The organism is Halobellus inordinatus (assembly GCF_024498335.1).
GTDB lineage: Archaea > Halobacteriota > Halobacteria > Halobacteriales > Haloferacaceae > Haloquadratum > Haloquadratum inordinatus.
The window spans coordinates 1858865-1882238 of the sequence record NZ_CP101825.1; the positions used below are offsets into that span (position 1 = coordinate 1858865).

22 protein-coding genes are annotated in these 23374 nt (G+C 64.6%); 13 read left to right on the forward strand and 9 right to left on the reverse strand.

The genetic code is table 11. The features are described 5' to 3' along the window. The first annotated feature begins 428 nt into the window (after window positions 1-428). The 8 genes from NO362_RS09530 (at window position 429) to NO362_RS09565 (ending at window position 10484) form a co-directional block, all read left to right on the forward strand. Complete coding sequence (locus tag NO362_RS09530) at window positions 429-1772, forward strand: choice-of-anchor W domain-containing protein (protein ID WP_256545044.1); 1344 nt, start codon at window positions 429-431, stop codon at window positions 1770-1772. Window positions 1773-1907: 135 nt separating this feature from the next. Continuing rightward, window positions 1908-3341, forward strand: a complete 1434-nt coding sequence (locus NO362_RS09535) for a SipW-dependent-type signal peptide-containing protein (protein ID WP_256545045.1) — start codon at window positions 1908-1910, stop codon at window positions 3339-3341. A 128-nt stretch (window positions 3342-3469) separates the two neighbouring features. Beyond that, the gene (locus tag NO362_RS09540; protein ID WP_439331150.1) at window positions 3470-5077 is read left to right on the forward strand and encodes a SipW-dependent-type signal peptide-containing protein; all 1608 of its coding nucleotides are present in this window, start codon (window positions 3470-3472) and stop codon (window positions 5075-5077) included. Window positions 5078-5098: 21 nt separating this feature from the next. Next, the gene (locus tag NO362_RS09545; protein ID WP_256545047.1) at window positions 5099-5857 is read left to right on the forward strand and encodes a hypothetical protein; all 759 of its coding nucleotides are present in this window, start codon (window positions 5099-5101) and stop codon (window positions 5855-5857) included. 328 nt (window positions 5858-6185) lie between these two features. After that, window positions 6186-7118, forward strand: coding sequence for a signal peptidase I (locus NO362_RS09550; RefSeq protein ID WP_256545048.1), 933 nt, complete (start codon window positions 6186-6188; stop codon window positions 7116-7118). Continuing rightward, window positions 7111-8166 (forward strand): twin-arginine translocation signal domain-containing protein, encoded by a 1056-nt coding sequence (locus tag NO362_RS09555; RefSeq protein WP_256545049.1) that lies wholly within the window; start codon window positions 7111-7113, stop codon window positions 8164-8166. The genes NO362_RS09550 and NO362_RS09555 overlap by 8 nt, the downstream gene beginning before the upstream one ends. Further along, complete coding sequence (locus tag NO362_RS09560) at window positions 8163-9287, forward strand: hypothetical protein (RefSeq protein ID WP_256545050.1); 1125 nt, start codon at window positions 8163-8165, stop codon at window positions 9285-9287. The genes NO362_RS09555 and NO362_RS09560 overlap by 4 nt, the downstream gene beginning before the upstream one ends. Continuing rightward, the gene (locus tag NO362_RS09565) at window positions 9288-10484 is read left to right on the forward strand and encodes a hypothetical protein (RefSeq protein WP_256545051.1); all 1197 of its coding nucleotides are present in this window, start codon (window positions 9288-9290) and stop codon (window positions 10482-10484) included. A 46-nt stretch (window positions 10485-10530) separates the two neighbouring features. Here NO362_RS09565 and NO362_RS09570 read toward each other — a convergent pair whose 3' ends face one another. Together NO362_RS09570 and NO362_RS09575 are read right to left on the reverse strand one after the other, a co-directional pair. Next, window positions 10531-10914 (reverse strand): DUF5658 family protein, encoded by a 384-nt coding sequence (locus NO362_RS09570; RefSeq protein ID WP_256545052.1) that lies wholly within the window; start codon window positions 10912-10914, stop codon window positions 10531-10533. After that, window positions 10914-12197 (reverse strand): HAD hydrolase family protein, encoded by a 1284-nt coding sequence (locus tag NO362_RS09575; protein WP_256545053.1) that lies wholly within the window; start codon window positions 12195-12197, stop codon window positions 10914-10916. Before NO362_RS09575 ends, NO362_RS09570 begins: the two co-directional genes overlap by 1 nt. Before the next feature lie 137 nt (window positions 12198-12334). On the opposite strand from NO362_RS09575, the gene NO362_RS09580 reads away from it, so the two are divergent. Continuing rightward, entirely contained in the window at window positions 12335-12781 is a 447-nt protein-coding gene (locus NO362_RS09580; RefSeq protein WP_256545054.1) for a DUF5799 family protein, read from the forward strand. An 85-nt stretch (window positions 12782-12866) separates the two neighbouring features. Continuing rightward, window positions 12867-14387, forward strand: coding sequence for an RtcB family protein (locus tag NO362_RS09585; RefSeq protein ID WP_121570279.1), 1521 nt, complete (start codon window positions 12867-12869; stop codon window positions 14385-14387). Window positions 14388-14579: 192 nt separating this feature from the next. On the opposite strand, the gene NO362_RS09590 is transcribed toward NO362_RS09585, so the two are convergent. Together NO362_RS09590 and NO362_RS09595 are read right to left on the reverse strand one after the other, a co-directional pair. After that, complete coding sequence (locus NO362_RS09590) at window positions 14580-14816, reverse strand: DUF7385 family protein (RefSeq protein ID WP_121570280.1); 237 nt, start codon at window positions 14814-14816, stop codon at window positions 14580-14582. A 97-nt stretch (window positions 14817-14913) separates the two neighbouring features. After that, window positions 14914-15627: a DUF7117 family protein gene (locus tag NO362_RS09595; RefSeq protein WP_256545055.1), complete on the reverse strand. Its 714-nt coding sequence runs from the start codon at window positions 15625-15627 to the stop codon at window positions 14914-14916. Window positions 15628-16321: 694 nt separating this feature from the next. Here NO362_RS09595 and NO362_RS09600 point away from each other — a divergent pair. Next, window positions 16322-16618: a PadR family transcriptional regulator gene (locus NO362_RS09600; protein WP_121570282.1), complete on the forward strand. Its 297-nt coding sequence runs from the start codon at window positions 16322-16324 to the stop codon at window positions 16616-16618. A gap of 163 nt (window positions 16619-16781) precedes the next feature. Here NO362_RS09600 and NO362_RS09605 read toward each other — a convergent pair whose 3' ends face one another. From NO362_RS09605 to NO362_RS09620, 4 genes are all read right to left on the reverse strand, one after another. Next, on the reverse strand, window positions 16782-18122 hold the full coding sequence (locus NO362_RS09605) for an AI-2E family transporter (protein WP_256545056.1): 1341 nt from the start codon (window positions 18120-18122) through the stop codon (window positions 16782-16784). Between the two features lie 114 nt (window positions 18123-18236). Next, window positions 18237-18821 (reverse strand): hypothetical protein, encoded by a 585-nt coding sequence (locus NO362_RS09610; RefSeq protein ID WP_256545057.1) that lies wholly within the window; start codon window positions 18819-18821, stop codon window positions 18237-18239. A gap of 162 nt (window positions 18822-18983) precedes the next feature. Then, the gene (fen, locus tag NO362_RS09615; RefSeq protein WP_256545058.1) at window positions 18984-19964 is read right to left on the reverse strand and encodes a flap endonuclease-1; all 981 of its coding nucleotides are present in this window, start codon (window positions 19962-19964) and stop codon (window positions 18984-18986) included. Window positions 19965-20027: 63 nt separating this feature from the next. Beyond that, on the reverse strand, window positions 20028-20609 hold the full coding sequence (locus NO362_RS09620) for an N-acetyltransferase (RefSeq protein WP_256545059.1): 582 nt from the start codon (window positions 20607-20609) through the stop codon (window positions 20028-20030). A gap of 77 nt (window positions 20610-20686) precedes the next feature. On the opposite strand from NO362_RS09620, the gene NO362_RS09625 reads away from it, so the two are divergent. Next, window positions 20687-21280: a class I SAM-dependent methyltransferase gene (locus NO362_RS09625; protein ID WP_256290396.1), complete on the forward strand. Its 594-nt coding sequence runs from the start codon at window positions 20687-20689 to the stop codon at window positions 21278-21280. A gap of 84 nt (window positions 21281-21364) precedes the next feature. After that, a complete protein-coding gene (locus NO362_RS09630; RefSeq protein WP_256545060.1) occupies window positions 21365-21787 on the forward strand; it encodes a DUF3054 domain-containing protein in 423 nt (140 codons plus the stop codon). Window positions 21788-21858: 71 nt separating this feature from the next. Here NO362_RS09630 and NO362_RS09635 read toward each other — a convergent pair whose 3' ends face one another. Next, complete coding sequence (locus tag NO362_RS09635) at window positions 21859-23190, reverse strand: MFS transporter (protein WP_369335086.1); 1332 nt, start codon at window positions 23188-23190, stop codon at window positions 21859-21861. Window positions 23191-23374: the final 184 nt, after the last annotated feature.

Consider the following 23374-nt stretch of genomic DNA (forward strand, 5'->3'; position numbering starts at 1 on the left):
AACGAGGTAAGCATATAGTAATCAACCCGATTAACGTCGTGCAAGAACCCTCAACGAGTCGTTAATCGGGGTTTTCACGGGTTCAACGACACCGCAGAGAGTTGAATCACTATTGCGACCCCACTCCGCGTCGATAATGCGCTATTTTTCGCGGCTGTCGTGAGTAGGTGGGTGCTACACTCAGTTCCGAGTCTTCGTCGTGGCGAGTGGTTGCTACCACCGTTTCAGCCGCTCTTTGTCCCAAAAATACGGCGATAATCCTACAATCGGGGTGTTAGCTGCACAAACTCGCGATTAGCTAATGGGGTGTCTCCTGTGGGGTGGAGTGTGGACTCACCCACACTGGGTCCGCAGTCGGCGTCTCGACGGCGGCTGCGGCGGCGGTTCGACTCCGCCGGTGGGTTTCCCCCGCAGGGGGAGAGAGCACTATGACAGAGCGATTCGAGATCTCACGGCGAAAGGCACTGGCCGCGCTCGGAACCATCGGCGTCGCAGCGGGCGGCGCGGGAGTCGGCACGAGCGCGTACTTCAACGATACGGAGTCGTTCGAGAACAACATCGTCACGGCGGGCACCCTCGACCTCATCGTCGACTACTACTCCTATTGGAATCAGGGGAGTGCCAGCTCCGGGGACGTGACAGGGAGCGCAGACGGTGAGGCCGTGACTGCCGAGCTCTCGGACGTGAAACCGGGCGATAACGGTCTCATCGCGTTCTGCCCCCGCATCGAGACGAACCCCGCGTACCTGTGGCTGTGTGGTGCGCTCACTGATTCGAGCGAGAACGGCTACACCGAACCGGAACCGGAGGACGACAACGGCGAAGGCGAACTCGAAGAGAACATCGACGTCACCCTGAGTTACTGCGAAGTTGCGGACGACTTCGGACAGGATTTCACTCCCGAGGACGTCACGAACGTCGCTACGGCTTGGACAGGGACGCTCGCTGAGTTCCTCACCACCATCCAGTACGGCGTGCCGCTGGACGGCGACGCTACAGTTCCCGGCGACGGTAGCTTCCCGGCACCCGGAGAGCAGGCCCACTTCGTCGGCTCCGACAGCGAAGACGAGAATTACTGTCTGTGTCTCGACTGGGAAGTGCCGACCGACGTCGGCAACGAGATCCAGTCGGACCTGCTGAAGTTCGACCTTGAGTTCCACGCTCAGCAGGCCCGTCACAACGACGGTACGAACAACCCCTGCGCCATCTCGACCGAAACCGGTGACGACTTCGTAAAAGTTGCTCGGGCGTTTAACGAAGACGAGACGATCAGCGGTGGCGCACGCGCACGCTACGGTAACAACGGTTCCTCCGGCGCCTGGGAACTCGCCGTCGGTGACGAGCCAGGGATCTCCGGGAAATTCGTCCAGGGTAACTACGTGTGGACGAGTGGCCAGACGGTCGACTGGTCCGTCGCCTACGATGCGTCCAGCGACGAACTCTCCTTCACGTTCGATGACAGCACCATCTCCGACACGTTGGACGATTCACAGCCCGACGGCCGGATGGGTATTCAGGGGAAAGCCGACGAGGCAACCGTCGATGCGAGCATCGACAGCCTCACGATCGATGGGTCTCCCGCCCCACTGAGCGGTCCGACCAGTATCACCGCGACGAACGACGGCAGCGGCCGGGAGATCAAACACCTCCTCGTCAACACAGCGTTCGACGGATCGACGTCGTTCGAGGTCAGCGGTGAGGCGACCGTCACGCTGCAAGGTGATTACCCCGGTGGCGATGAGGACGTCTCGTTCGACGTTGTCTTCGAGTAGTCGCATCGCTCGCTGACTAAGCCGATCCACGCGGGTCGCCGGCTACGAGGCCGCGCGCGGTTCGACTCCGCCGGTGGGTTTCCCCCACGTGGGGATTGGGACGCCACGAGGGCGGCCACACAAAGGAGACAACCAATGACAGAACACGAATTCGACCTCTCGCGACGGAAAGTGCTTGGAGCACTCGGTGCGATCGGCACGGCGTCAGCCGGTGCTGGGCTGGGCACGAGTGCGTACTTCAACGACACCGAATCGTTCGAGAACAATCAGCTCACGGCGGGCGAACTCGACCTCAAAGTCGACTGGCAGCAGACTTACTCGGGGCCAGATGGAATGGTGCCGATCAACGCGTACCCCGATCACGACGGCGACGGCTGGCAGTCGACGTCGGATGGCAATGAGTACGAGATTGGCTCGCCATTGACTCTCGAATGTGAGCAGTTGCAGAGCGGCTCGGAACTCGACATTCCGAGCGTCTTCAATTCACCCAACCGCCTTGAACCGGGGGCGATTGAAGGCCAAGAACACCTCATCGAGCTGGATGACGTCAAACCGGGAGACGAGGGGGAGGTTACGTTCTCACTCCACCTTTGCGACAACCCCGGATATCTCTGGATGCGACTGGAGAATATTACGCAAGGGCCGGGAGAGACGCCGGAGCCAGAGCCAGAGCCCGACGAGGGCGAACTCGCCGAGAATCTGTACGTCGAGATCTGGTACGACACCGACTGTGACAACGAAATTGACGACGACGAGGCCGTCATCCTCGGGGTCGGCGACGGTGTTCACACAGAGGATGTCACACTTGCAGAGGCTCGCGAGGAACTCCAGTACACGGGCGGGCAGATTCCGCTGAGCAACGGCGGGATCAACGGCTGGAATATCGCCGAAAATGGGGTTTCGCGGAACTGTTTCGATGGGGACGAACAGTACTGCATCGGCTTCCGATGGTGGGTCCCCGACGACGTCGGCAACGTCATCCAAGGCGATACGCTGGAGTTCGATCTCGGCTTCTACACCGAGCAGTGTCGGCACAACGACGGTTGTGACCCGCGCAATCTCGACCTGAGCACAGGTGTCGCAGATTGGGAAGTTACGTCCGGACCACAGACAGGTCCCGCAGGAGTGCAGACACCCCACAATCGGTGGGTCGACCCAGCGAACGACTGTGAATGGATTGCACCGCCTGACGGTGGGAACACCGACGCGAACGGTGACGTGGATCCAGAAGGCACGTACACCTTCGAGACCTCATTCGAGGTCGAGCTCCAAGAAACGCCGGCAGGCGAAGGTCCGTGTACGCTGTTACTCGATGCCGCCACTGATAATCAGGCGACGCTCTACCTCGATTCTGTCGCCGACGAGAACAAGATTGGTGAGATCGGCGGTCCCCAAGATACGGAGACCTACTGGGCGACAGAGAGCGTTGAGGAACAGATCACGACTGGCGAGCACACGCTCATCGCGGAAGTCGTGAACGCGCCCCTCGAAAATGGCGGCGACAACCCAGTCGGACTGCTCGTCTGCGGCGGCGTGGACTGCACCTGTGGAAACGAAGACGAGGAGTGATTCCTGGGATAAGTGAGCCAGATCTTTCCCACGCAGGTCGTCGGCCACGCGGGGCCGCAGCCGGTTCGATTCCGCTGGTGGGGTTCCCCCAAGGGGACAGACTGTCCGACGGCAGCTTGATGATGACAATGGAAGACTCAGAATTCGACCTCTCACGACGGAAAGTGCTGGGCGCACTCGGAGCCATCGGCGCAGCCTCAGCTGGCGCCGGACTCGGCACGAGTGCGTACTTCAACGACACGGAATCATTCGAGAACAACACGCTCACGGCGGGTGAACTCGACCTCAAAGTCGACTGGGAGGAGCACTACTCGTTCCCGCAGGCGTACGGATTCGACGACCCGACGAGCGGCCTCGACGTCACCCGAACCGAGCCCGCAGACTCGTCGGGATACGTCGCGTTGCCGGAGCCCGAGAACCCGATGGTCTGGGTCGATGAGGACCACCTCGATGACTATATGAACGCGACGTCGATCGAAGCGTATCCGGATCCGGACGGCGATCGGATCCAGGAGGCGTTCGCGTCTGAACCCGGAACCACCACGGAAGAAGACGTCGGCTACATCTGCGAAGACGGCGCCGATATGGACGAAGACCTCGATCCGAAGGCCGAGGGTGCGCTCCGGACGGACAACGACGACACCTGGGACGCCGAGAAAGAGGAACCGAAGCCGCTCGTCAGTCTCGACGACGTCAAACCCGGCGACTTCGGCGAGCTCACGCTGAGTTATCACCTCTGCGGGAATCCGGGGTACGTCTGGCTCCGCGGGGCGCTCCGATCGAACGCTGAAGGCGGCGTGACAGAGCCCGAAGGCGAGTCCGCCGGAGAGGACGGGACCGTCGGGAATCCGGGCTCGGACGGCGAACTCCTCGACGCGATCCAGACCCGCCTGTGGTACGACGACGGCGACAACGTCGCCGAGGTCGGCGACGGCGGTGACGACGCGGGCTACCTGACGCCGACGCTCTCGCTCGGCGAACTCTTGTTGTTCCTCGAAAGCGGAAACGGCGTTCAGCTCTGCCCCGACGACACCGGCGGACCGGTCGTCGAACCGCCGGCGGAAGACTGTCCAAAAGAGAAGGACTACGACAGCGTGCACGTGACTGAGGATACCGTCACTGTCGACACGCCGCTGACTGACGGCCCGACCGAGATCACGATCGGATTCAACCCGAAGTGTTCTGATTTCGGCCTGATCCAGGGTCTCAAGACGGACGAGGCGCCCGAGGGACCGCTCCCAGAGAGCAGTGCGAAAGAATACGACACGCCCTATGGCACGATTACGGTGACGACCGACCTCGTCGAGGGGGACCAGACCGTCACCAGTTGGGAGATCGACAGCGACGAGGGCTACTGCGTCGCGAAGGTCATCGTCAAAGGCGGCAATGAAGGGGCAAACGTCTACAGCTACGGCAACGAGGACCGCGACGACGACTTCACCGAGGACGACGGGGCGATCGGCGCCGAGAGCGACCTAGATACTCAACTACAGACCCCCACAGGTCAGGACATCAGCCACGTCGACTTCTGTCTCGCCGCCTCGACCGGAGACGGCAACGGCGACGAGCCGAACGGCGAGGACTGCTGCTTCGAGCCGTCGACGGACCACTACATCGGCCTCGCGTGGTGGCTCCCGACCGACGTCGGCAACGAGATCCAGTCCGATTCCGTCGGCTTCGACCTCGGCTTCTACACCGAGCAGTGCCGTCACAACGACCAGTCGAACGCGGAGTAGCGATCAGGTACCGAACCGACGATGGAAAATCCAACACGCCGCCAGGTACTCGGTGCAGTCTCCGGCACTGCGCTGCTCGCGTTCGGGGCAGCGCCCGCGCGGAGCGCCGCCGGTCTCGACCCCGTCGAGCCGAATCAGTCGACGCAGATCCAGACCGGCGAGTCGCTCCCGACGGTCGCGCTCGACTGGCGCGAGACCGTCAACGGCGTCGTCACGGAGGACACTGACCTGTCGACGGGCTCGACCGGACACACCGGCGACGTCGGCCTCGTCGTCGACGAAGCGGTTCTCCCAGGTGATACGGGAGCCGTCACGCTCCGGGCCAGCCTCGCCGACGACACGCCAGGCGCAAACGCCGCTCAATCGGCTGCGGTCTCCCTCCACTTTGCGCTCACAGACACCGCCGAGAACGGGCGCAACGAACCCGAGCGTGCCGCCGGTGACGAAACTGCAGAGACGGGCGAACTCCAGGACTTCGCGACGATCGAACTCTGGCGCGATATGGGCCTTGGCACCGGGAACGGCGCAAACGAGAATATCCCGTTCGTGACCGACGGCGACGAGATGATCGCTTCGGGCACGCTCGCGGAAGTCGACGCCGATCCTGTCTTCGACGACGGCTATCCGCTCAGTCGGAGCGGCGAGTCGTGTCTGTCTGTCGGCGATGCAGTCTACGTCACCTTCCGGTGGTCGATTCCGGAGCGCGCGGGGAACGTGATTCAGGGCGACTCGGCCCAGTTCGTCGTCGGCGTCACTGTGGAGGCGTGTGGGAATGACTGAGAAGACGGGGGCGGCCAGCAGTAGAGCGTTTAACGGCTCGTTACAGGCGTCGGCGACTACCTGCCCGAACGGCCCGAGAGCCGGTACCGTTGTTAGACACCGGGTTACGCGGTCGCCGAACGCCGCTAATCGGTCGATAGCTAAGCCCGACACTCCGCATTCCTGTCGTGTGCACGGGGAACATCGCGCGAATGGAGGGGAGGAGACCACTCGCTGGCGCCTCTCTCGCTGGCAGATGGTCACGAGACCACGACAAGCACCTGCATCGCGACGAAACACCGACACCGGACAGTCTCCTGGGAGCTACGCGAGGTGAGTTACGATGGGTGTGACTGAAGACGAACGACTCCAGACCGCCACGCACGTCGTCGGCGTGGTCCTCCTGATCGGCGTCGTCGCGCCGTTCGTGGTGTACGGAGTCCCCCAGGTCGTCGGCGCGGATCACGGATTCGTCGTCCTCTCCGGCAGTATGGAGCCCGCGATGAGCCCTGGCGACGCCGTGATCGTCCGCGAGGCGTCACCCGACGAGATCACCGAACGCGACATCATCACCTTCCAAACCGACAGCGAGACGCCGACGACCCACCGCGTCGTCGACGTGGTCGAGCGCGAGAGCGGCGAAGCCTACGTGACGAAAGGCGACGCCAACGAAGATCCCGACAGCGGAACCGTACCGCACGACCGGGTGATCGGCGAGGTGCTGTTCGTCATCCCGCTGATCGGGTACGTCGTCAACGCCGTCAACACGCCGCTCGGATTCGTCGCGGCCGTCGTCGTGCCACTGGCGCTTTTCGTCGGCTCCGAGCTGTGGGCGCTCCTGCGCTCGGTCGACGACGACGTGGATACAGACGACGACAGCGGACCGGAAACTGCGGGCGGCCACGCGACCGCGAACGACGGAAATAGCGGAGCCGCCGGGAGCGTCGGTAGCCAAGGTGCCGCCGAAGTCGACGGCGAGGGCTCGGCGATCACGCTGACCCGATCGAGCCTCCAGCTCCTCGCGGTCGTGTTCGCGCTGTACTTCCCCTATACCGCGTACGCGGCTTACAAGATCACCGAGGCCTGGGCGATCACAGGAGCCGTTGCGACGGGAATCGGCTTCCTGTTCGTCGTCGGCCTGTACGCGAGCACCGCCGAAGATGACTCTACCCCTGCTGACAGCGACGGCGGCCCTCCAGACAATCCCGACGGCGAATCCGCGGCTGCGGCCGTCGGCGAGACCACCACCGTAGAAACTGACGGGGGAACGGACAGTGACTGACGAGACGGGCGGACTGTCACGACGGAAACTCCTGTACGGCCTCGCCGCGGCCGGCGCGGCGGCCGGATCCGGCAGCGGCGTCGCCGCGGTGCTCACAGACACCGAGACAACCAAGGCGCAATTCACCACCGGGTCGTTCGATCTCGACGTCGACGTGCTGTCCCCGACGAGTTGGCAGAACGGCTCGTACACCGCATCGCTCGGGCTCTACCAACCCGAGACCGCATCGTTCGAACTTGCCGTCGACGACAATCCAGCGTACGTCTGGCTCGTCGCTCCCTGCCCGACGTGTGCACCGATCGAGGAGAAGATCGACGTGACGGTCGAGTTGACGAACCACGCCGGCAGTTCGACGGCGCTGTTCGAGGGATCCCTCCGGGAGTTCCGCACCGCGTACGACTCGGGCGGCGCCCTCTCGACGGAGGCGCTTCCAGACGGCGGCGAGACCTGGACCGTCTCGTTCACGTGGGAGTTGACCGAGGTCGTCGACGGCGACGTCGGGGTCGAATTCGGGTTCGAGTTCCGGGCCGTGCAAGGGCGATACCTCGACGATCCGCAGGCCTACGATCTCGGGCTCCCAGAGTGTGACGGCTGCGACGACGGCACCGACGGCAGCAACCACGGTGGCGACGGGGACGTCGCGTGTGGCAAGGGGATCAGTTTCGCCGCGTTCTGTAGCGAGAAGTCAGTCACACAGAGCGACGTCGAATGCACCCGGACGACCTGTGGCGACACCGACCGGGCGGCGACGCTCGAAGTGGCGACGATCCCGTCGCACGTCGATCACGTCCTGCTCAAGTACGGGACGAAACTGGACGTCTTCGCGTACGACGGGGAACCGACGCCGTTCAGCATCAACAGCGGCGGCGAGAACTCCGACCTCACTCTGGTAGCGACTTACGAGCAGGACGGCAGCGAGTTCCCCGAGAGCGGTGATCCGCCGCGTGCGACCAACAATCCGTGCCCCGGCACGTACTGGGTAAAGTACAATTTCGAGGACGCCGAGTGGGCGACCGGAACCGACGAGCCCACGGGAGGCGGCGAATGAGCAGTAATCTCTCGATCGACGCCCGGCGGGTCTTCGCACTCGTGCTCGCGCTGGTCGTCGTCGCGTCCATATCCGGCAGTGCGACCGTCGCACTGCTGTCTGACAGCGAGTCGATAGCGGTCGGGCTCACGGCCTCGAACGCCAACACCGACACCGGCAGCGTCTCCGGATTCGACGTCGAACCGCTCGACACCTGCACGGTCGACAATGCCACGGCGAACCAACGTGACCTCCGAGCCGCGGCGAAATTCGATGTCGAAGGCGACGGCTGTGCGAAGCTCTCGGTGTGGGTCTCGGAGTCGTGGCTCGATCGGACTGGAGAAGACGTCGACGACGTCGTCATAGGCCACAAAGATTCGAGCGGATGGGTCTTCTTAGAAACTGCCGTCGGCGAACAGAGACACGGCTGGTACGAACTGACCGCGACCACGACCGGCTTCAGTCCGTTCGGGCTGTTCGTGTCGAACGAGTCGCGAGCGTCACCGGCGGAATCGAACGCAGGGGACGCCGCGACGGCGCTCGACAGCGACGCGGACGTGAACCAGACCGAAAACGAGAGTGTCGGCGGCAACCGGACGGTGGCCGGCAACGACACCGAGAGAAACGGGAGTGTCAGCGGTACCCAAGTCAGCGACGCACCGGAGCAGAGCGACGGAAACGAGAGCGTGCCGGCCAATGGGAGCACCCCGACGAACGAAACTGCCGGCGACGACGCGAGCACCGGAAACCAAACGGACGGAAAGACCGAGAACGCCTTGACGCCGGCGCAACCGTCGTCTGACCCCGACGGCGCGTCACAGAACGATACCACGCCGGACGACGACGCGACGCAGAACGGGACCGCACCCAGTAACGGCGCTGACAGCAACAGAACAGAGAGCGATTCCGGCGACGACGAGACCACCACCGACGGCGAGGCCGAGGCGGAGACGACCGAATCTGCGGCTTCCGACCCCGAAAAAACTGAAACAGCCGAAACAGGGACGCCCAAGCCCGAGACAACCGAAACTGGAAGCACCGAATCCGCGGGAACGGTCACTGAAAGTACCGAATCCGCGAGTACGCCCACGGCGACAGAAGACGGGGAGACGACCGCGACACCGTCGTCGCAGGACGCATAGATGAGCGCCATCGATGTGCCCGTCGGAATCTCCTGGACGAAGCTCCTCGCCGTCGTCGTGCTCGCGACCGTTCTCGGCGGCGTGGGAGCTGGCTTCGTATCCACCGACATATTCGACGCCACCACTCAGCCGTCTCCCGCTCCGCTCGGCGGTGACTCCGCGTCCGAGGTCGCCGGGATCACCGTGACAGCGACAGATCCGTCCAACGTGCGCAACGAAGCAGGTGACGCGGGCGTCGTCGCCGGAGCGCTCGGCGGGAGGCTCGATCTCGAACGCGACGTGAGTCGGGTCGGCTTCGTCGTGCGAAGTCGACTCCCGAACGGAACGTGGGTCGTCGTCGACCGCGCGTCAGTCGAATCGATCCAGTCGGGGACGGACGCCATCGACCTCGCGACGGTCGTCGGAGGACCGAATACAACGTACCTCGATCACACGCAGTCGGACGGATTCGACGTGGCGACCCCCGGATCGACAGCACGCCGTGACGGCGCCGTCGCCGTGACGGCGCACCTCTACGCCGACGGTCAGAGAGTTGCGACCGTGACCGACACCGACGGGTACGCGTTCGTCGTCGACCGACCCGCCGGACGGACGGTTGGGGGACCGAACGAGAACACAGTCACGGCCTCGGGTGACGGCGCCTCGTCGTCGAACGACCAGTCGGAAACCCGGAGCGATTCGACCAGGAGCGCCGGTGGTGGGGCCGGCGGATCTGAGACCGAAAACGGCGCCGAGGCGAACCGAACCACGGCGCTGTTCGGAGCGCAGGACGTGCTCCCGGGCAGTCGCGGCACGAGCACGGCTCAGCTATCGAATCCGAGGGACGAATCCGTGACCGCGACGTTCGCCGTCGGCGGAGCGGTCGACGACGAGAACGGGCTGACAGAGCCCGAAGCCACCGTCGACGACACAGCGACGCAGGGCGAGCTTTCGGATCACCTTGCGGTCCGGATCGCGATCACCCGCGAAAGCGGCGGCCGTTCGTACCTCGTGGGCAGTACCGACGGGTACGTGTCGCTGGCCGACGCTGTGGAGACGACCCGGTCACTGGAACTCGACCCGAACGAGACCGTCAGCGTCGTGGTCGAGTGGCGAGTCGACGCCGCGGTCGGCAACGAGATCCAATCAGACCGCACGACGCTTTCGGTCCACTGTACCTTCGAGCCGTCGACGACGCTCCTTGCAGCGATTGCATAGAGGGAGTCGCGGTGGGCGTCGCCGCTGTCTGCGGCGAGTGCTCCACTCACCCGATCAACAGTCGGACGTTGTAGACCATCGTGAACGTGCCGACGAACGAGAGAACCACCGGTGGGAGGTACGCGAAGAACTCGTCGTCGTCGGCCGCCGCGACCAGCGAGATGGCGAGCGTGATGCCGAACACGGCGTACTTCAACAGCGCGAGTCCGTAGATGCCGAACGCGTCGACGCTGAGCCTGACCAACGCGTTGGCCTCGCGAAGATCCGGGCTGTGTTCGATGATCGCGATCGTGGTGACGACGTCGCCGACACCGTAGGTCGCGAGCGCGAGCACCCACAGGCGAACGAAGTTGGACGACTCGGCCAGGCCGCCGTCGGGTGCGAGGTACTTTCGCGCACCGCGTAAGCGCTTCATCGCGTCGGACGCCATCACCACTCGTCCAGGCGGTTCAGTACCGAGACGATTCGCAGCACGGAGCCCGCGTCGCCGGGGTCGTAGACCAGTTCGTCCGTCGAGCGGACGTGATCGAGCACCGACTTGGAGGCGTGTTTCGGTGCCGCTGCGATCCCGGCGTCGGCGTCTGCGGCCCACTCCATCACCCGCAGGTCGGACTTGCTATCTCCCATCATCAACACGAACGGGTCGTCGATGCCGAGGACGTCCAGCGCACCGCGAACGCCGGTCGGTTTGTCGAGGTCGAGCGAGCCGATCTCGGCAGCGTCGGCGTGGTAGTAGGCGACGTCGATCCGATCGAAGCGAGCCTGCACGTCCGCGGGGATGTCGTCGACCTCGCGTGTCGGCGTCGCGTCCTCGCTGTCGAGGACGTCGGCGATCTCGGGGTCGGAGGCGGCGTAGTATGCCCGTGCCCAGTCCGCAGAGCGCCCCGGCCTCTCGCTGTCGCCCGTCCGCGACTCGATGCCGACGTCGCTGATGCCCTCGACGGCCTCGACGACTGCCCGTCCGAGCAGGTCGACAAGATAGACGAGGCCTTCGTCGATGACGGCTTCGGCGGCGTCGCTGCCGACGTCGAAGTTCGGCTTCAGCGTCACGTTGAACTCGTTGCCCTGGAGGTGGACCGAGCGGCGGAGTTCTTCCGGGGCGGCCGTCAACACGCGCGAGCGCACGAGCGAGAAGACCTCACGCACCTCTTCTTCGAGCGTCTCGTAGAGGAGTCGCTTCGTGTCCGAGCCGTGACCGGGCGTGAACACGCCGGTGCCCGCCTCGTAGACGATGCTGAACGACCCCGAGTGAACCAACTCGGTTCCGAGCCCCTGAATCATAAATCCCTTGACGTTCTCGAGCGTCTGTCCCGTGCAGATGATTATCGGGAGTCCCGTCTCGTGGAGTTCGGTGAGGAGATGCAGCGTCTCGCGGGGGATCTCGTTGTCCGTGCGGCCGGCCGAACGGAGCGTCTCGTCGACATCGAGTACGAGCGCGTTGACCGGGCGACCGTACTTCGAGTAGAGGTCCAGCGCCGTGAACGTCTGTTCGCGCGTGGCTCGCGCCGCGATGTCGGCGAGCGTCTCACCGGCGGCGAACGACTCGGAAATCTCGCGTTTGCGCGCCTCCAGGTCGTCGCTCGCATCCTGCCAGTATTCGAGGGCGACGCGGGAGTCGACGGGTGGAAAGAGATCGACGAAATTCTGGAGATCGCGGAGCGTATCCGTCTCGTACTCCTGGTAGAGTCGATAGAGGAGATCGTACCGGTCCATACGTAGTCCCCGTCCTCCGATGGTAAAAGCACACCTGCCGAGGCGGTAACCGGAGCCAAATCGAGTTCGAGGCGGGTCCACAACCAGTCGTTCCGGTGAGGGAAACGCTCAAATCAGCGACCGCCGTACACCGGGGTATGGCAGACTGGACCGACAGCATCGTCGGCGATCGGATGACTGTCGACAGGGAGTTCAACGATCGGGTCGAGAGTTCGCGGTTTACGAGCCAGGAGTGGGGCCTCATTATGACGGCGACCGAGTTCGACATCGAGCACGCCGACGATCCCGACCGGGCACGGATCGTCGCCGACACCGAGAAGCTTCCGCAGATTATGCCCGAACTGGAGAACGTCCGTTCCCAGATGGCGCAAATGGGTGGCGCCCCGGGTGAGGAGAGGTCCAGCAGCGGCGGCCTGATGGACTCTCTCAAGGGCGCGCTCGGTCTCGGCAACGGCAGTAGCGGGACCGACCAAGAACGAGTCGATGCCGCCGAGCGGCTGACGCAGGCCTACGCGGACGCGCTCCAGACGCACTTGGAGTCGAAGAACAAGTGGGAGCAGGTGCGAAACGCGTACCTGGAGTAGGCGGTCAAGCGGTCGGTGCGGTCGTCGGTAGTCGAAGCGGGCATCGAGGAGAACGCTTTCCTCACAGGCTATCGTTGGTTGGAGTATGACCGACGATAGCGACGACGTTCGCGAGTTCGACGGGATTCGTCTCGAACGCGTCCGCGAACACGTATGGGAGATTCCGCGGGAAGGCGAGATGCGCGTTCCGGCGCGGGTGCTCGCGAGTGAAGCGTTGCTCGAACAGATCAGCGACGACAAGACGCTCCAGCAACTCCGCAACGCGACGCACTTGCCGGGTATCGCCGAACGGGCCGTCTGTATGCCCGATGGGCACCAGGGCTACGGTTTCCCCGTCGGCGGCGTCGGCGCGACCGACGTCGAAACCGGTTGTATCTCACCGGGGTCGATCGGCTACGACATCAACTGCGGCGTCAGGATGATGCGCACGAACCTGACGTACGACGACCTCCGCGGGCACGAGGAGGAACTCGTCAACGCCCTCTTTTCGAACATCCCCTCTGGACTCGGTGGCGGCGGCGTCGTCGAATCTGATATAGAGACGATGGAGCAGATTCTCGACCGTGGCGTCGACTGGGCGCTCGAACACGGCTACGCCGTCGAAGACGATCTCACCCACTGCGAAGACGAGGGGATGCGCCCCGACGCCGATCCGAGCGCCGTCTCACAGAAGGCGAAAGACCGCGGCAAAAACCAGATCGGGAGCCTCGGCTCAGGAAATCACTTCCTCGAAGTCCAACGCGTGACCGACGTCTATCGATCGGACGTCGCCGCGGAGTTCGGCCTCGAGGAGGACCAGGTGGTCGTCCTCATCCACTGTGGCTCTCGGGGACTCGGTCACCAGATCTGTTCGGACTACCTCCGGAAGATCGAACAGGAACACGGCGACCTGCTCGCAGAGCTCCCGGACAAAGAGCTGGCAGCGGCGCCCGCAGGCTCCGACCTCGCCGAGGAGTACTACGGCGCGATGTGTGCGGCCATCAACTTCGCGTGGGTGAACCGACAACTGATAATGCACCGGACGCGACGTGTCTTCGAGCGCATTTTCGACCGCGACTGGGAGGAGATGGAGATGGAACTCCTCTACGACGTCGCCCACAACATCGGCAAGAAGGAGGTCCACGAGGTCGCCGTCGACGCCGACGGCCACCCGACCAACCCCGAGGACGCGGTCGACCGGGCCGAGCGTGAGCTCTACGTCCACCGGAAAGGCGCGACTCGCGCGTTCCCGGCCGGGCGGCCCGAGATCCCGTCGGCGTACCGTGACGTCGGCCAGCCGATCATCATCCCCGGGAGTATGGGTTCAGGATCGTACGTCCTCCGCGGCGGCGAGCACTCGATGGAGCTCTCGTTCGGGTCGACCGCACACGGCGCTGGGCGGACGATGAGCCGAACGCAGGCGAAAAGCGAATTCTGGGGCGAGACCGTCCAAGAGGAGCTGCGCGACCAGCAGAAGATCTACGTGAAAGCGCAGTCGGGAGCGACTGTCGCCGAGGAAGCCCCGGGCGTCTACAAGGACGTCGACGAGGTTGTTCGCGTCTCAGACGAACTCGGCATCGGCGACAAGGTCGCACGGACGTTCCCGGTCTGTAACATCAAGGGCTGATTTCCCACGGGACCAGCAGGCGCTCTGTGTGGCGAGAGGGCGAGCAGGTGGCCCCTCCGACGACTACGACCCCGCGACGGCGCGCCACACACCCGCCGTGACCGTCACGGTCTGCGTTCAGACCACGCGGGTGCTGGCCCCGGTATCGTATAAAAAGCCTCGCGCGAGCCGGGAGTGGTCGGTGTCGCGGCACTACTCGCTGTGTGTGCAGACGACGAGCCGGTCGTCTTCGCGGGCGACGCACAGCCGTTCGGAGCCGTCGAGGCCGAACGAGTGCGTTCGGCGTTCGGTCAGCAGCAGTCGCGTGAAGGGCTCCCCGCAGGCCGGGCACTCCACGCCGTCCCGATTTTCGTACAGCGTCACGTCGCCGTCCTCCCGGAGGAGTTTCATTCGATGCCGGACGGCGTGCTGGTCGAAGCGATCAGCCATCAGCGGGAGAAGTGCCTGCGGGCGATAAAGTCGTTGCCGTCGCGCGGTCGAAGTCGTGCGGTCGAGGTCGTGCGGGCGGTGTTGCGTGAGCCCCTCTTCAGCCGAGTCGAGAGAGGCGGTCCTGAGCCGTCGTCAGCGCCATCTCGTCGTCGTCGACGAGATACGAGACGAGGTCGCGCGCCGCTCGAACGAGGAGTTCGGACTCCTCGGCTGGGACGTCGCCGTAGACCGCGTCGACGCGCTTGACGTGCGTCGCGAGCGTCTCTCGGACCTGTCGTGCGGCCGGGTCCGGATTGTCGTCGAGCCACGTCCCGAGGTCCGAACAGAAGGCGTCGAGTACCTCGGCGTACGCGAGGCCGCGCGCGTCGGTCATCGACGCCGGAACCGACGACGGATCGGGGCGCTGGCCGTCGTCGGCGCCACGGAGGAGTTCGAGGACGTACCACTGCATCTCGTCGTCCGGGTCCCGGGTCCGTCCGAAGACGTCGACCGCGTGGAGCAGTTCCGCGGCGGCGAGGACCGTGTCGTCGACCGACTGGAGCTCGCCGGCGCGGACGAAGCCGCGCTGACGGACGTAATCACGGAGAGTCGTTTTCAACTCCGAGGCGATATCGTCGATATCGGTCGCGTCGTCGAGTTCGGCGCGGGGCGCGGAGAGGTCCAACTCGACCGCGCTGTCAGTGTGTCGCTCTCGGTCACCGGTCCCGACGCTCCGCATACTCCCACAGTCCGGGCAGTTCACCTGGCCCGTATCGAAGTACGACCACTCCCGCCCGCAGTCTTTGCAGCGGCGGCGGCCACGGATTCGCATACCGGCCTTTCTCCGGCGAGCGAGAAAAGCGCGTCGCGATGGCGATGCCGACTCCGCGCTGTGACAGATTCACGAAGCAAAACCGCAGGACAGGCGCGGGATGCGACGCCGAAACACAATCGGTAAAACGGCGATGTCAGCTGTGAGCGGCCGGGATACGTCGGCTCTCGACGAGCGCGAGGGGGAACGAATCCTCGTCGTAGCCGACATATTTATGTGCAGCAGTCGGTTACAATCGGGTGACGCTTCGTCTGGAGGGCCGAAGCGTCAGCGGGGACCAATTCAGGGCGGCAAGCATCCGCGTGCTTTTCACGCGGCTTGCTTCCTTTTCCGACCAGTATCGAAGAGAGACGCCTCTGTCACTCGCCTGTATAGAGGTTGATCACGCAGCGAGCAGTGTCGCCTCCTGTGGTCGGGCGTCGACGACGAGCGAAATCCGTGGTGGATGGAATCGTAAGATATCTGTAACGGTGGTCGGACGCGATCGGGCCGCGAATGGAGTCCGCTACCGGGCGTGTGATAATAATTAATCAGACATATTAGGACCCTGATCAGGTAGTGGTAAGCGTAACGATATGTTTAGGAAAGCTCATCGATACGTATCGAGTTTTCGGCCCGTGATCGGCACTCCCAAGCGCACAGTGGGTCGATATGTTTATTTTGGAGAACACTAATATACAAGTAGAATCCACCGATGTACGACCTGACAGGATTTCAGCGCGACCTGCTGTACGTGATCGCCGGACTCGACGAACCCCACGGGCTCGCGATCAAAGAAGAACTCGAAGAGTACTACGAGAAGGAGATCCATCACGGCCGGCTCTATCCGAACCTCGACACGCTCGTCGAGAAAGGACTCGTCGACAAAGGGCAGCGTGATCGCCGTACGAACTACTACACGCTCACCCGCCGCGGCCGCCGCGAGATCGCGGCACGCAAAGACTGGGAGAGCACGTACATCAACGTCTCCTTCGAAGGCATCGACGACTGATACTGTCGGACGGCAGTCCGTGAATCACGTTCGCACCCACGGGGTGTCGTTACGCTCCACATCGTTCTGTCCGACAGTATGAAACGCCGCGAGGTGGCTGCTGCGTCGTCGGCCCGTAATCGTCGATCCGGGCAGTGAGCCACCTCGCGCCCAGGATGGTACCTCACTCTGTGGTCGGTTCTTCGTCTCGTGATTCTGCCAGTTCCGCTCCGAACTCGAACTCGCCAGTAGCGTCGCCGCCGTCCCGGTCGCCGCGTGAGGAGCCGCCTGCCGTCTCCGTGCCACCGTCCGTCTCCGGGGAGTCATCTGCCGGCTCGTCGGTTGAGTCGTCGGATTCTGCTTTCGGCCCGTCGGCGACGACGTCGGGATTCGCCGCTGGTACCTGTGTCGATCCCCGCGGCGTCACCACACCCGGATCGACCGTGTACGGAACGAGCGGCTCCCGGGCGATCAGCACCGGCAGCACGTGACGGGCGAAGTTCACGATGAGCACGAGCACGATCGGCCCCAGGAAGATGCCGTACCAGCCGAACAGCAACGGGCCGAGCGTGTAGGCGATCATCACCGCACCGACGTGGAGATTGCGGCCGGAGACGTACGGACGAAGCACGAGATCCGGGATCGTATCGACGATGACGAACGAGACGGCGACGAAGACGGCCGTGAACCACAGCGTCGCCGGATCGAAGAGATACGACGTAACGCCGAGATAGATCGCGACGGGGACGTAGACGAGTTTCATCCCGACGACGGGGACGAGACTCGCGACGCCAGCGAGCAGACCGATGAGGGCCGCTGCGGGAATTGCGACGCCCGACGGAGCCACGAGATTCAGGATCGAGTACGCGATGACGCCGATCGTCCCCGTGAGGACGGCGTTGAGGATGTTTCCGAAGAAGATGTTCGTGAAGTCGCGGTCGGCGCCGCCGAGGAACGCCTCCATCACACCGCGGTCGTCGGCGATCCGCGAGTTGAGCCAGCGCGAGAGCTTCGCGTCGTCTCTGAGCAGGTAGAACGCCAGTGCGATCATCGCGAACAGATGCACGAGGCCGACGCCGACGAACGCGAGAACGTTGCTCGCAGAGCCGACTGAGGAGACGACCTGCTGGACCTGCGCGAACGTCAGCGACGCTGGATCGAAGGTGAGGAGCCGCTCGAAGTCCGTCAACCGTTCGAGCTGATCGGCCGAGATCGGATACCGCGAGAGGTCGAAGACGCCCTGGTTCGTGAGTCGAACCAGTTCGCTGACGGCGACTGCTCCCGTGTACGTGATGAGCGCGAGCGCGGGCAACGCCAACACGAAGAGCGCGATCGCGGCCGCGAGGCTGGGCGGTCGGATCCGCTTTTTGATCCGCCGGTAGATCGGCCGAGTGGCGTAATAGAGGAAGAGGCCGAAGACGAACGTCCCGATAAAGGAGTAGACGATGTACGCGAGCGCCGCTCCGAGGGCGAGTCCCACCACCCACCACGAGAGTCGCGAACGACCCATCTCGAGAACGGACATACCGAACGAGGGACCGCGACGGGACAAAAAGCTACCGCGCAAATCGACGGCGTCGTGCGATCGAGTGCCCGAAGACGTGCGGACGCGACAGGACGCGGCGCGAGCAGACGAGAATCACGCTCGGTCTCCGGTCGTATTCGCGGTCGAAGCGGGCGTCGCCTCGGCTGCGCCTGCCGCTGTCGATCCGACGTTGCAGGCGAGCGCCGTCGAGACGACGCGTGCGCGGATGCTGCTGTCGGGACGGACGGCGACGTGCGTCGCCGAGTCGTTGCAGTCGACGAAGTCTCGGCGAATGCCGAGCGTGCGGTCGGTATCCGTCGGCGGCGCCACGTCGAGGACGTAGTCGGTCGGGCGATACACCTCGACGAGCAGCGAGCCGTAGGCCGGGAACGTGGGCGCGGCGTCGAGAACGGACGCGTCGGCGTCGACGTCCCGGAGGCGGATGCCGATCGACCGGCGCTCGGAGTCGTCGTTCCAGACCACGACGCGGTGGTGGTGGTCCTCGGAGGGATCACCGACGCGACGGGTCTCAAACGGGTCGCCAGCGTCGAACTCCGAGATGGTTCCGTAGCCACTCGGAGGCAGCGATTCGGGCGTCTGCGACCTCGTGTCGGGGTCGGATCCCGTCGGAGAGAGACACCCCGACAGACAGCCGAACGCGAGGGTGGAGGCGAGCGAGAGGAGGCGGCGGCGACGCATTGTCACTACAGATGATTGACGGTATCATACCAGTTGGGATAGGTGGAACGCTCGTTTGAGTTACCGGCTAGCGGTGGGGACGGGCCGTCACAGATCCGCTGTCTCCCGGTTTACGCGCCCGATTCACTGCCGTCCGGTTCACGCTCCCGACACGCTCGCCGATCAGGTCCACTCGTCGAGGCCGGTCTGGACGAGCGAGGACTCGATGCGCTCGAAGCCGCGTGCGACCTCGTCGGCGGCGACCTCCCACTCCTCGGTGACGTACGCGCGTGCAGCCTCGATATCGGGCGAGAGGTCGGTATCGAACGCGTAATCGTCCGTGACGGGCGGGTCGAGAAAGAGGTCTCTGACGCGGTCGGCGTTCTCGATGTACGCCTCGCGGGCGTCGAGCACCGCCCAGAGGTCGCCGTGCTCGCGGATGTCCGACAGCGCCGTCTTCGGCCCGACGCCGGAGAGGCCCTCGTTGAAGTCCGTGCCACAGAGGATCGCCACGTCGACGAGTTGTTCGCGGGTGATCTCGTGTTTGGAAAGCGTCGCTTCGAGGTCCATCAGTTCCGGATTTCCCTTCGAGGTGAGTTGTCGGAGTGTGTACGGCGCGCCGAACAGCAGCGTGTCGTAGTCCTCGCTGCCGACGTAGTCGGCGTCGCCGCGAAGTGCCATATGCGACGCCTGAGCCTCCCCCTCCGCGGGTGCTTCGACGACCGGAACGTCCAAGAGTTCGAGGAGTTCACGCGTCGTCTCGTGGATGACGTCCGTGAGGCGCTGGGTCCGCGCTTCGAGGCGGGCGGCGGCGACGTCGTCGCCGCGCTCTTCGGCCGCTGCCTTCTGTTCCTCGGCTTTCTCGCGAGCGGCGCGTCGCTCGGCGACTTCGTCGTCTTTCAGTTCCGTCACGCCGCCGTCGAAGACGAACACCGGCACGAGGTCGTGTTCGAAGAACTTCGGCAATCCCTGCACGAGGCCGATCAGGTTCGCCACCTCCTCGCCCGCGTCTGTGGTGTACGCCTCCTCGCGCGTGAATTTGACCGTCGTCGTCAGATACCGATACAGCCAGTTGTGCGCGTCGACGGCGACGACGCTCCCGGTAACCTCCTCGAAGTCGACCTCCGAAAGCACCGCCAGACTCCGCAGATCTGCGTTACCCATTGCCCGGAATTCGACCGCACGGCAGTTTAATCGTCCGGGTCCGAGCCGGCTTCCGGAACGCGATCAGGGCTGGCGAGGCGCGGTGACGACGGCGGGTGGGTCGGCGCCGACGTGATCGGCCAGAAACGACGCCTCCGGCTCTCCGAGGTCGCGCTCGCGGTATCGGTCGAGTCCGTCCTGGTACGTCCCCGAATCCGCCGTCGCGAGCACGTCTTCGGACGCGTCGGCCGGCCGTTCGAGAACGAGTTCGGCGAGGCCCGTTTCCCGGCCGGTCCACTCGAACCCGGCTTTGTACATCGCCTCGTAAGCGAATGGGTTGTTGACGGCGATCCGCAGTCGCTCGTACCCCCGTTTGGCAGCGCGTGGGGCGACGAAGACCGCGAGTCGGGGGCCGAGGCCCTCGCCCTTCGCGTCCGAGCGGACGGTGACGTAGCGGTACCAGAGCGTGTCCGACTCGGTCCGGTCGGCGTTGAACGCGAGCGCGGCCAGTACGTCGGTGTCGAACTCCTCGCTGTCACTGCTTCCATCCCGGACGACCGCCTTGCCCGTGTTCGACATCACGAACTTCCCGGCGTAGGCGAACCGTCTGTAATCGAGCCTGAGCGTCGGCCCGTCAGACGGCCAGCCCAGCACGACGTACTCCATCGTGGAGGGAGACGGAGGGCACAGAAAAGAGTGCGGCGGTCCGACAGTTCCTTTCCCGCCGCTGCCGTAGCGAGTCTATGTCCTCTCGTTTCGGCCCCGGCGACGTCCGATTTTTCGACCGTGTCGCTCGACTCTACGACGTCGCGATGCCGCCGGCGCGGGTGGGTCGGTTGCGCGACGCCTTCGCCTTCGCCGACCGGCCGATCGACCGCGTGATCGACCTGGCGGGCGGGACCGGCCGGGCCTCGCGGGGGCTCGCTAGCGTGGGAATCGATCCGGTCGTCGTCGACGTCTCCGCCGGGATGCTCGCGCGCGCTCGGGCCGCAGGTCACGAGGCCGTCCGCGGCGACGCCGGCGACCTACCGATCGCCGACGACGCGGTCGACGCCGCGGTCGTCGTGGACGCGCTACATCATCTCCCGGACCCGATGGCAGGGCTCGCCGAAGCAGCGCGCGTCATCCGTCCCGGCGGCGTGCTCGTCGTCCAGGAGTTCCATCCGCGAGGGGTCCGCGGCCGTGCGCTCGTCGCCGCCGAGGAACTCGTCGGCTTCGATCCGACGTTCTGGACGCCCGAGGAACTCTGCGAGGCGCTGTCGGAAGCGGGATTCGAGGCGCGGATCGTCCGCGAGGGGTTCGGATACGTCGTCGTCGGCCGCGTCCCCCGGGAGTAATTCGGGACGACAGTCGGGATTCGACTGGATCTGCCACGAGATGGAATCCGAGAGAGCCATTAGGGAGCGTCCAAATCGACGAGTATGGCATCATCCGAGGAGTCGTTCCTCGCACGACGCATCGACGCCGAGGCCTTTCCCCTCGCAGTCGTCGACGTGTTGGCGCTCTCGGCCGTCCTCACGATCGGCGTGATCAACCACAACGGCGTCGAGTATCTCTCGACGGCCCCCATCGCGTGGCTGTTGACGCTCGTCCCGTTCCTCGTCGGCTGGGCGGTCGCAAGCCCGCTCATCGGCGCGTACTCCGCCGGCGCAGCCGAGTCGGCGAAAGCAGCGATCCCGCTCGCGATCCGGGCGTGGATTCCGGCAGCGGTCATCGGCTTCGTGCTCCGCGCCTCGCCGCTGTTTTCGGGCGGCTTCCAGGTCTCGTTCGGCGTCGTCGTGCTCCTCGTCGGCGGCGTCGCACTGATCGCGGGTCGCTGGCTGTTCTTCGCCCTACTCCGGTAATTGCCGGAAGTTCTTTTCGTCGAACGTCGTCGCCACGTCGCTGAACCTCGCCGAACGTCGCCACGTCGCTGTTATCGGCCGCGCCGGGCGAGCACGACGCCGATTCCCGAGCCGACGGCAGCGAATCCTGCGAGCGTCGCAAACAGCGCTGTCGGGGTCGCATAGGTCAGAATCGCGCCGGCGACAGTACCGCCGAGCGCGCCGACGCCGAACACGCCGAGGTACGTGAAGCCGTACGAGAGGCCGCGCGTGCCGGCCGGCGAGTACTCCGCAACGGTCGCCTGGTAGAACGGCTGGACGAGAAAGAGCGCACAGCCGAGGATCGCACCGACGGCCAAGAGTGGTGCGAGCCCCGCGTTCGCGGCGGGAAGAAACACGACCGCGAGGACGGCTAGCAAGCCGAAACCGCCCGCCAATCCGTATTCGACCGGCATCCGATCGGTGAGTTTGCCGCCGAGATACTGGCCGAAGACGCCGACGATCAGCAGTCCAGAGTAGAAGTACCGCTCAGGATTGAGTGAGCGTCCCGATCCGGGGGGAATGCCAAGGGCGTCGGTGAGGAACGGCGGGAGTAGCGACGTCAGAGGAATTGGTGCGAACGCCGGGAAGGATTCGAGAAGGTTCGGGAGGAAGGTGAGGACGCCGCGGTAGTAGAGTCCCGACGCCATCACGACGACGAAGACGAGCGCGAACGCCCCTGCGAAGAGCCGCCGCGTCTCGGAGGCGAACTCCGTGAACGAGGCGACGCCGCCTTCGGTTCTGCTGTCGCCGTCGGATCCCCCTCCACCGTCGGGGGCCGTGGTATCAGATGCGACGGCCGCAGTCTCGTCGAACCGTGCGCGGATCGCGTACGCGCCGGCGACGAGCGCCGGCACGGCGAGAACGACGGCGACGATCGTCCAGTCCACGAACAGGAGGAGAATCGCCGTCAGCAATGGTCCCAAGCCGGTGCCGACGTTCCCGGCGATTCCGTGGTAGGCGAAGCCCGTACCGCGTTCTTCGACGCCTTTCGAGAGGAGCGTCAGGCCCGCCGGGTGGTAGACGCTCGCGGCCGCGCCCCACAGGAGCAGCGCGAGCGTGACCACGAGGAGGTTCGGCGCGACGCCGAGGAGGACGAACGAGCCAGCCATCCCGAACAGACAGAGCGTGATGAGTCGCCGCGAGCCGATTCGATCGACGAGCACGCCCCCCGGAAGCGCGCCCACGCCGAAGAGACCGTATCCCGCGGTCACGACCAGTCCCAGCGTGGCCGCCGTCACCTCGAACTCGGCGACGCCGAGCGAGAGCACGTCGAACTCCGTGAGCCAGATCGAGACGAAGATCGGGATCGAAAGCTCGTAGGTGTGGACCATCCCGTGGGCGAGCATCACCAACGCGACGATCGACCGATCGTTCGAGTTCACGTCGTACGTTCCGGGGACCGGTTAGTTCAACGCTCCGGTGTGGGACACGCTGCATCGGTTAGTGTGTTGCTGTGTCACACTAAGATACAAGCAAAAGCGTACAAATCGTACAATTCGGCGACCCCATTATTTTGGGTCTGAGTGTTTCTGAGCCGGGATCTGGTCTCATAACTTATGAAAAACC